This is a genomic window from Paenibacillus sp. Dod16 (genome assembly GCF_049893405.1).
GTDB lineage: Bacteria > Bacillota > Bacilli > Paenibacillales > Paenibacillaceae > Paenibacillus_AQ.
Map to the genome: position 1 here is coordinate 1 of NZ_JBNDYG010000091.1, position 10645 is coordinate 10645.

Below are 10645 nucleotides of genomic sequence, written 5' to 3' on the forward strand. Positions count from 1 at the left end.
ATGCCAACTTTTTGTTCTTTACTAAGCTGAACCGACACTTGGGCTCCTTTGTAACTTTGGATTGCTCCTTTGTAACTTTGGATTTTTGGACGTGGATAGTCCGTCACCAAATCCAGAACCGGTGCCTCTTCTTTAAAGACTTCTTTCCAATAGTCCCTCTGACTCTCCAGATTTCTGCCACGCATCCACTCACTATAATCTTTGTATTGGAGTTCAAGTGGTTGTAATCTTTCACCGTTATACAATCGTGAGAAATCTTCGATTAATAGATTTAGCGTCTGATGATCGGAAATAATATGGTGCATATCAAATAGTAGAATATATTTGTTCCGATTTCTTTCTTTGACTACTTTAAAACGCATAAGTGGTGCTTTGCCAATGTCAAACGGGCGTACGAATTGCTCCATATCTGCTTCGCTGTAGCTATCGGTTTCTTCATATTCCACTGTGTAGAATACGTTGTCTGCAATGACTTGAAGGGTTTCTCCTTCTGTCATGACAAAACTTGTTCGCAGCGACTCATGACGCTCGATCAGGCGATCTATTGCTTGTTGTATTTTTTCCAAATCAAGATTACCTGTTACTTCTAGCGCTGACGCCATGTTATATGCTGTACTACTGCCTTCCATCTGATCGAGAATAAACAATCGTTTCTGTGTAGAGGATGCTGGATAAGCTTCTCTCTGTTCTGCCTGTGGGATTGGACTGTATTCGCCTTCTCCCGCGGCCTCAATCTTTCTCGCCAACATGGCAGGAGTTGGTGAACTAAATATCTCTTTGACTGGCAAACGAATCCCTGTCTTTTTCTCTATGGCATTAATTGCTGTCGTCGCTTTTAACGAATGTCCACCCAGTTCAAAGAAACTGTCTTCTATTCCAATTGGAGATATGCCTAAGATTTCTTCAAATACGTCCGTAATGACTTTCTCTGTTTTAGTTCTTGGTGGCACATATTCCTGTCCCTCTAATGCATGGGGTTCTGGCAGGGCCTTTGCATCCAGCTTACCATTTGGAGTTAGTGGCAATGCATCGATCTGCATCATAAAGCTAGGCAACATATACTCGGGTAGTTTTTCTCTCAAATCATTTTTAATTTCAGACATATCCAGGTTCTGCTCTTGATTTGTCGGGATCAGGTAGGCACATATACTTTTATCACCGCCTACTTCCAATGCAACAACCGCTACATCAGATATACCCGGCTGATTCCTTAGAACGCTCTCGATTTCGGACAACTCGATCCGATATCCTCGGATTTTAACCTGTTCATCTATTCTTCCCAGGTATTCGATCTCCCCGTTAGGCAGCCATCTCGCCAAATCTCCAGAGCGGTATAACTTCCCTCCTCCATAGGGATTGTCGATAAACTTCTGCGCTGTTAATTCAGGCTGGTTTAAATAGCCTTTAGCAACCCCGTCTCCCGCGATGCATAGCTCACCAGGAATGCCTATACCACATAACTCCATCTCATTCAGTATATAGAGCTGCATATTGGCAATGGGACGCCCGATTCCTACACTTAAACCCTTATCTTTTTCGCTGGAATAGATATAGTCACAGCATCCTACGGTAGTCTCTGTAGGGCCATATTCGTTATGAATCTTGACGCTGTCTCCTAACAGCTTCTGCGTTTTCCACGCCGTATCTGTGGTGAACTCTTCTCCACCGACAATCAGCGCTTCTAAATTCGGTACATCTACGCCGTCTGCATAGGTTTCCAGCATTTTTAAATGGGAAGGGGTAAGTTTAAGGAAGGTTACCCTGTCATCTTTGAATGCTGCACGCAGCCTTTCCTCCGCGTCTCCTCCCTTTAATAGAAGAGATCCACCACTAATCAGCGGTAAATACAAGGAAGTTACGGAGAGGTCGAAACTTAAGCTTGTCATTAATACCGTCGTACAAGCTTCTTTCTGGTACTCTTGATCTGCATACGACAAGTAATGATCCAAATTGCCTCGTGTCACAGCCACGCCTTTGGGCTTCCCTGTCGTTCCTGATGTGTAAATCACATAGGCGATGTCGCCCTTTTCAACAGCACACGCTGGATTTGTCTCCTTCTCGCCCAGATCATCAAGATTCATAGAGATGAATGGGACTTCCGTTTCCAGCTTCTTCTCTCTTGTTAAGATGACCTTGGGTGCTGCATCGTTCAGAATATGATCGATTCGTTCCTTCGGAGTTGCTGGATCAATCGGGACATAGGCGGCTCCACTCTTTAGCACGCCCAAAATGCCAATGATCGTTTCCGCTTCCAGGGTAGTCATGATGGCCACTCGATCATTGGGCTGAACACCTAACGAAATCAGTTCCCATGCCAATGCATTTGCCTTTCGGTTGACTTCTCCATAACGAAGTACTCCCGTTTCGTATTCGATTACCGTCTTCTCAGGTGTCTGTTCCGCATGTTTCTCGAATCGTTCCACTACCGTATGATGCTGTGCATACTCTGTATGGGTATCATTGAAAACCGTTAGTATTCTGTGTTGTTCTACCTCACTGACCATGTTTAGTTCAGACAATTTCATTTCAGGGTTAGCAATCACCCTATCCAGCAATACCTTAAAATGTTCCAGCATGACCTGTGCTGAAGTCTGGGTAAATAAATCACTGCAATAGACCAGATCTAAAGCGTACCCGTCTTCATACGCTGTAGCTTGTAAATCCAAATCGAATTTGGCATCAATGAAAGGAATGCCCAACATGTCGACTTGGGCTTCGCCCATCGCAAGATGGATTTCTTCGTTATTCTGCATGGTAAACATCACGTCAAACAGCGGATTGCGTGACAGATCACGGCGTACTTCTACTTCCTCTACCAATTCTTCAAATGGGTATTCTTGATTCTCATACGCATTCAATGCCAGCTCTTTGATCTCGCTTAAAAATTCCAAGAACGTTTTCTCATCCCTTGGATATCCTCTCATGGCTAGCGTATTTACAAACATGCCTGCGATCGTCTCAGTATCCTGATGCACCCTGCCGGAGATGGGTGTTCCTACCACGATATCTTGTTGCCTGCTGTATTTATGCAGTTCTATCATAAATACAGCCAGTAAGGTCATGTAATCTGTCGTTCCATGTTGTTTATTTATATTTTTAATACCARCTTTTTGTTCTTTACTAAGCTGAACCGACACTTGKGCTCCTTTGTAACTTTGGATTTTTGGACGTGGATAGTCCGTCACCAAATCCAAAACCGGTGCCTCTTCTTTAAATACTTCTTTCCAATAGTCTCGCTGACTCTCCAGGTTTCTACCACGCATCCATTCACTATAATCTTTGTATTGGATTTCAAGTGGTTCTAACTCTTCACCGTTATACAATCGTGAGAAATCTTCGATTAATAGATTTAGCGTCTTGTGATCGGAAATAATATGGTGCATATCAAATAGAAGAATATATTTGTTCCGATTTCTTTCTTTGACTACTTTAAAACGCATAAGTGGGGCTCTTCCGATGTCAAACGGGCGTACAAATTGCTCCATATCTGCTTCGCTGTAGCTGTCGGTCTCTTCATATTCCACTGGGTAGAATACCTCGTCCGCAATGACTTGAAATGTCTCTCCTTCTGTCATGACAAAACTTGTTCGCAGCGACTCATGACGCTCGATCAGGCGATCTATGGCTTGTTGTATTTTTTCCAAATCAAGATTACCTGTTACTTCTAGCGCTGACGCCATGTTATATGCTGTACTACTGCCTTCCATCTGATCCAGAATAAACAATCGTTTCTGTGTAGAGGATGCTGGAAAAACTTCTCTCTGTTCTGCTTGTGGTATTGGACTATATTCGCCTTCTCCCGCGGCCTCAATCTTTTTCGCCAACATGGCAGGAGTTGGTGAACTAAATATCTCTTTGACTGGCAAACGAATCCCTGTTTTCTTCTCTATTACATTAATTGCTGTCGTTGCTTTTAACGAATGTCCACCCAATTCAAAGAAACTGTCCTCTATTCCGACTGGAGATACTCCTAGAATTTCCTCAAATACATCTACGATTGCTTGCTCCGTCTTATTACTTGGTGGTACGTATTTCAAGCTTTCTAACATATCTGGCTCTGGCAATCTAGTTTTATCCAGCTTTCCATTTATGGTTAGTGGAAATTCATCGATCTGTATCATAAAGGCAGGAATCATATACTCCGTTACTTCTTCTCTTATCGCTTCCTTAATTTCGGGTATAATTAATTCTTGACCCTTCTCTGCAATGAGATATGCACAGAGAATTTCATCGTTTCCAACTTCTTTTACAACAACGACAGCATCAGTGATGTTACTCTGTTTTCTTAATACACTTTCAATTTCCCCTAACTCTATCCTGTAACCACGGACTTTCACTTGTTCATCTATACGACCTAAATACTCTATATTTCCATCTGGCTGCCAACGTGCTAAATCTCCTGTACGGTACAGTTTTCCCTCACCGAAGGGATTTTCAATAAACTTCTTATCAGTCAATTCTGGCTGATTCAAATAACCTCTTGCTAAACCATCTCCTGCAATACACAACTCGCCAGGTATTCCAATACCGCATAGCTCCATTTCATTTAGAAGATATACCTTTGTATTTGCAATCGGACGTCCAATGGTAATGGAAGTAGAGTCTGTGTTCACTCTAAAACTAGTTGCATTTACAGTAGATTCTGTAGGACCATATGTGTTTAGCACTTCTACTTTTTTCGCCCATTCTTTTAAAGTCTCTAGACGACCTGCCTCTCCACCTGACTCCAGCAAACGAAGTGTCGGTAATGCTTCAACACACAACCCTTCTATTACCTTAGGTGTCAATGATGCTGTTGTTACATTATTTCGATCTATATATTTTTGTAGTTGCTCCATATCATAGGTTAAATTCTTTGGTACAATACATAATGCCGCACCATTGCAAAGTGCAGGGAAGATATCACCAACCGCTTGGTCAAAAGATACATTTGCAAATTGCAGCACCGTATCCTTGTCGTTCAGCGCAAATGTTTCCTTATAGGTGACCCACATATTGACCACATTTCGATGTTCAATTAAAACTCCCTTAGGGTTTCCAGTTGTACCCGAAGTGTAGATACAATACACTAAATCATTAGCTCTGTTAACATGCAGAAGATTGTCCGTTTCATTAGCATAATGATTCTCATCTTCTAAATCCAATACCGGAATCTCTACCTTCCCTGGCAACTTATTCTTATACGTCAATACAATCTTTGGACTACTGTCCTCCAGCATATAGCGAATTCTATTATCTGGATAGTCCGGATTGATGGGTACATAAGCTCCCCCTGCCTTGATGATTGCTAATATTCCTACAATCATTTCCATGCTACGCTCTGTAACTAGAGCCACCAAATCGTTTGGAACCACTCCTAAATCCCGAAGAGTACGCGCCAACTGATTTGCTCTCTCATTCAGCTCGGCATATGTCATCTGTTTATCATCAAATTTAAGTGCAATATGTTCTGCTGTTTTCTCTACCTGATTCTCAAATAAGCTGACAACTGTTTGTTCTCGAGCGTATTCTACATTCGTTGCATTGAAATCAACCAATATCTTCTCTTGTTCCCTGATATCAAGCATATGCAAATCTTTAAGCTTTTTTTCTGGATGTGTTACTGCTTCCTCAAGCAGCGTTACATAATGCCTTGCCATATATTCAATCGTTTCTTGTTTGAATAAATCTATGCAATACTCAAAATCAATTTCATACCCTTCTGACACACATTCAACCAGAACGGATAAGTCAAACTTTGAAACATTTCTTTTAATAAATGCACTTTTCCCGCCCAATAGGCCTTGCATTTCCGACGGTTTTTTCTTTTCTTTTAATCCGAACATAAAATCAAATATCGGATTTCTTGAGAGATCTCTTTTCTTCTCTACGGCTTCAACTAAATCTTCGAATTGGTATTCTTGGTTATCATATGCTTGCAGACACTTCTCCCTCACAGCTAAAATCAAATGCTCAAAAGTATCATCAGGACAAACTTCTCCCTTTATTACCAGAGTATTGACAAACATCCCCAGCATACCTTTAGTATCTGCATGAACTCGGCCTGATACGGTTGTTCCTACAATAATATCTTTTTGGCGACTATATTTGCTCAATAATAAAATGAACACAGATAGGGTAACCATAAATTCAGTAGCACCATACTTTAGGGCTAAATTTTTAACCCCTGAGCTTAATGGCTCTTTTACCTTTGCTACAACATTGGCTCCCCTAAAAGATTGGATTTGAGGACGGAGGAAATCCGTCTTCAAATCCACCCTGGCAATTTCACCAGCGAATTCCCTCCCCCAATATTCTTCCTGTTTTGAGATATCATAAAAATTCTGCCATACGCTGAAATCTTTATACTGGATTCGGTTAGAATTTTTATTCATAAGTTCTCCTCTTATTCATGATCAGTTTCATCATTTTCATAAAATTCGTTCACCTGATGCAGTATAACCGGCAGGCTTTCTCCATCACATATAATGTGATGAATATCAACAAATAGGTAGGAAGCCGTTGTTGTCTTCATTAATTTCACACGCATCAACGGTGCTTCGGATAAATTAAATGGTTGTATAAATTTATCGTATTCTGTTTGTACATCTATTGCGTCCACTTCGCTGTAGTCTAATAAAACCCTTGCGTCTGGAGAAATCGTTTGAATGGGTTCACCGTCCACAACATGGAAACTAGTTCGCAGTATCTCTTCTTGCTGTAACAGCTTATCCAAAGCTTTCTGTAATCTTTCTTTATCCAGCGGTTCTTCGTAGGCATAGACATCCGATACGTTGTAGTTAATGTTAGGTCCGGTCATCTCGTCCAGAAGATAGAGTCGTTTCTGAGCTGAACTTGTAGGGTAGTATTCAGCTGCTGAAGCTTGTTCTATTGCCACAAACATCTCGTTCTCTATCGACCCCATATTTTCCGCTATCTGCTCAGGCGTACCAAAAGTAAAAATATCTCTAATTGACAGTCTTACTCCTATAGCTTTCTCCAATTCATTACACAAGAGCACTGCTTTCAGTGACGATCCCCCTAGATCAAAGAAATTATCAGTTACACTGATATTTTCAATATCCAGGATGTGCTCAAATGCCTGTACGATCAGAGTTTCATATTCATTTCGTGGTGCAATATATTCCTTTGACTTATACTGCGGCTGTGGTAATGAGGCTTTGTCAAGTTTCCCATTACTTGTCAGTGGAATCGCATCAATTGAAATAATATGTGCAGGCACCATGTAATCTGGCAATACTTTATTTAACTTAATCTTTACATTCCTTTCTTCTATTTCTGTCTCAGCTATTATATAGGCACACAAAAATTTCTCTTTCTTTTTGTCTTCTCGCACTACTACTACAGCTTCACTTATCCCTTCAAGCTCCAATAAACGGCTTTCTACTTCTCTTGGTTCAATACGATATCCTCTAATTTTTGCTTGGTCATCCATACGTCCAATATACTCAATGTTTCCGTTAGGTAACCAACGTGCCAAATCACCTGTCCGATACATCTTCCCGGCTCCAAATGGGTTGTGTACAAACTTCTCGTCTGTCAGGTCTTGTCGATTTAAATATCCTTGAGATACACCCTCACCCGTTATACATAACTCACCTGGAACTCCAATTCCACAAAGCTCATTTCCATTTAAGATATAAATCTTTAATGTTGGAAGTGGCTTTCCTATGTCGCTAATTCCTCTCTCAATGGCTTCAGCATCAATATCGCGATAAGTAGCGTATACCGTGGTTTCTGTAGGCCCGTACATATTAACCAGACGACAATGCCTATTGTTCTCATGCCATTTCTTCAAATGCGTTGGATAAAGTGCCTCTCCTGCAAAAATAACATATCGTAAACTATTTATTGTTTGTCCTGTCGTTGCATCGATCAACGCATAAAATGGCGAAGGTACCTGGCATAAGATGGTTACCGCTTCTTTTTGCAACAGCTCTCCAAATGCATGTCCATCTTTTACCGTATCTTCAGAAGGAATTACAAGCTTTGCTCCATTCAATAGGCTTCCGAATATTTCCCAAACCGAAACATCAAAACAATAAGAATGAAATTGAACCCAAATATCATTTTCATATAAATCAAGCTTAAACTTGTCATTCTTAAGTAATCGCACTACATTTACATGCTGAACCATAACACCCTTTGGCCTGCCAGTCGTACCAGAGGTATAAATAACATACATCAAATCACTTGATTGATTTACATGGACAAGGTTACTGCATTCCATTTTATAATTTGCCTCATCATGAAGATTCATGATAGGAATGTCAGCTTCAGGTTCTTTTGTGCCGCATAATACTACCCTTGGCTTACAGTCATTAATGATATAATTAATTCTTTCCTCTGGATAAGATGGATCAACGGGTACATAAGCTGCTCCAGCCTTTAAAATAGCGTATATGCCCACCACCATCTCCAAACTTTTTTCTGTTGAGATAACCACAAAATCGTTTGGTTGAATGTTATAGTCCTTTCGAAGTTTTCTTGCCAGAGCATTCGCCCGTTCATTTAATTGTGCATAGGTCAGCTGTTGTCCATTAAATGTAATTGCTGTACTATTAGGTATTCTGGCAGCCTGCTCTTCAAGTAACTGCACAATCGTCTTATTATGAGGGTATTCTGCATCCGTCATATTGAACTCATCCAATATTTTTGCTTCTTCGTTCATATCTACCATGGCAATATCCTGCAGCTTCTTTTCCGGAGACATTAAAACTCGTTCAATTAGTGTTAAGAAGTGTTGTGCCATGTACTCGATCGTTTCTGGTTTGAATAAGTCTGTAGAATATTCAAAATCAATCTTATAGCCTTCTGAATCACTTATCATGGTTAAGGTAAGATCAAATTTAGAAATACTCCCTTCAACGGATTCCCTCGTTCCAAATTGAATTCGATCCGAATAATTCTCTTTCTCATCGTCCTGCAATACAAACATCACATCGAATACTGGGTTTCTTGAGTAATCTCTCTTTACTCCCACGGCTTCAACCAAATCTTCGAACTGATAATCCTTGTTATCGTATGCCTGTAAACATTTCTCTTTTATACCTAATAATACATCCTCAAATGAATCATCGGAGGAGACATTCCCTTTGATTGCCAGAGTGTTTACAAACATGCCCAACATATTTTGGGTATCCGTATGGCTTCGTCCCGATATTGGAGTTCCTACTATAATCTCTTCCTGTCGACTGTATTTTCCTAACATGGAGAAAAAGATGGATAACAAAACCATAAACTCAGTTGCACCATACTTCTTCGCTAACTCTTTTACTTGAATACTCGTGTTTTCTTCTACCTGTGTTCGGAAATTAGCACCTCTAAAGCTTTGTTTATGAGGGCGTGGATAATCCATGATTAAATCCAGGACTGGTATATCACCAGAAAATTCTTTCTTCCAGTACGCTGCCTGTTCTGTTATATCTCTAGCATTTTGCCAAACACAAAAGTCTTTATACTGTACTCGTGGTGTTAACAGTTCTCTTCCTTCATATAACTCTTGTATTTTGTAGAGCATAATCGGCATGCTTTCTGCGTCACATAAAATATGGTGAATATCCAAAAATAAGTATGAATCATTTGGAGTATCCAGTATTTTTGCACGCATTAGTGGTGATTTTGACAGGTCAAATGGTTGGACGAAAGTATTATATTCAGCTTGGATATATTGTGAATCTGCTGTATTTACTTCACTGTGCTCCAGCACAATTCTTGCATCTGAAGAAATTTTTTGAATTGGCTCACCATTAACTATATGGAAACTTGTCCTCAAAATTTCCTCTTGCTCTACTAATTGATCCAATGCTCTCTGAAGTCGCTCATTGTCTGGTTTAACTTTAAGCTTGATGACTAAAGGAATATTATAAGTTGTACCAGGACCTGTTAGTTGGTCTAGAAGATAAAGTCTCTTTTGAGCTGAACTTATAGAATAGCTTTCTGCTTCTGCTATTTCTGGTATTTCTTCATACGTATTTACCTTTGAGTTTTTAATTGTTTCTGCAATATTCTTCGGTGTAACTAAATCAAAAATTTCTCGAAGTTGCAGCCTTACCCCTGTACTCTTCTCTAATTCATTACACAGCCGGATTACATTAAGCGAGTATCCACCCAAATCAAAGAAATTGTCATTTACGCTTACTCTTTCCATACCAAGCACATATTCAAATGCCTCGACTACCAATTTCTCCGTCTGGGTCTCTGGTGCCTCATAACCCCTTATCATCTTACTTTTTTCCATATGCTTTTCTGGATCCGGCAATAATTTACGATCTACTTTACCATTTGCAGATAGTGGAATCTCATCTACCTGTATGAATTGTGCTGGGACCATATAATCAGGTAGATATTTGGTTAACTCGCTTTTTATTTCTGCCAATTCTACTGTCTCATCGGCAACAATATACCCGCACAGCTGCTTCTCTCCATGGGAATCACTATAATCAGCGACTACGGACTGGTGAATATTTGGCAAATGATTGATACAGTGTTCTATTTCTCCTAGCTCGACACGATGTCCACGTATCTTTACCTGACTATCTTTTCTTCCAAGGAAGTCTACATATCCTTCCGCACGCATTACACCATAATCACCTGTTTTGTACAGATACCCGAATCTATGGTTGATAAAGGCAGCCTTCGTCTT

2 protein-coding genes are annotated in these 10645 nt (G+C 40.2%); both read right to left on the reverse strand.

Annotated features, from left to right (window positions below; translation table 11 throughout):
- The coding region (locus ACPV3A_RS37080; RefSeq protein WP_426204889.1) for an amino acid adenylation domain-containing protein at positions 1-6374 on the reverse strand (6374 nt) is incomplete at its 3' end.
- A gap of 11 nt (positions 6375-6385) precedes the next feature.
- Positions 6386-10579: an amino acid adenylation domain-containing protein gene (locus tag ACPV3A_RS37085; protein ID WP_426204891.1), complete on the reverse strand. Its 4194-nt coding sequence runs from the start codon at positions 10577-10579 to the stop codon at positions 6386-6388.
- Between the last annotated feature and the right edge of the window lie 66 nt (positions 10580-10645).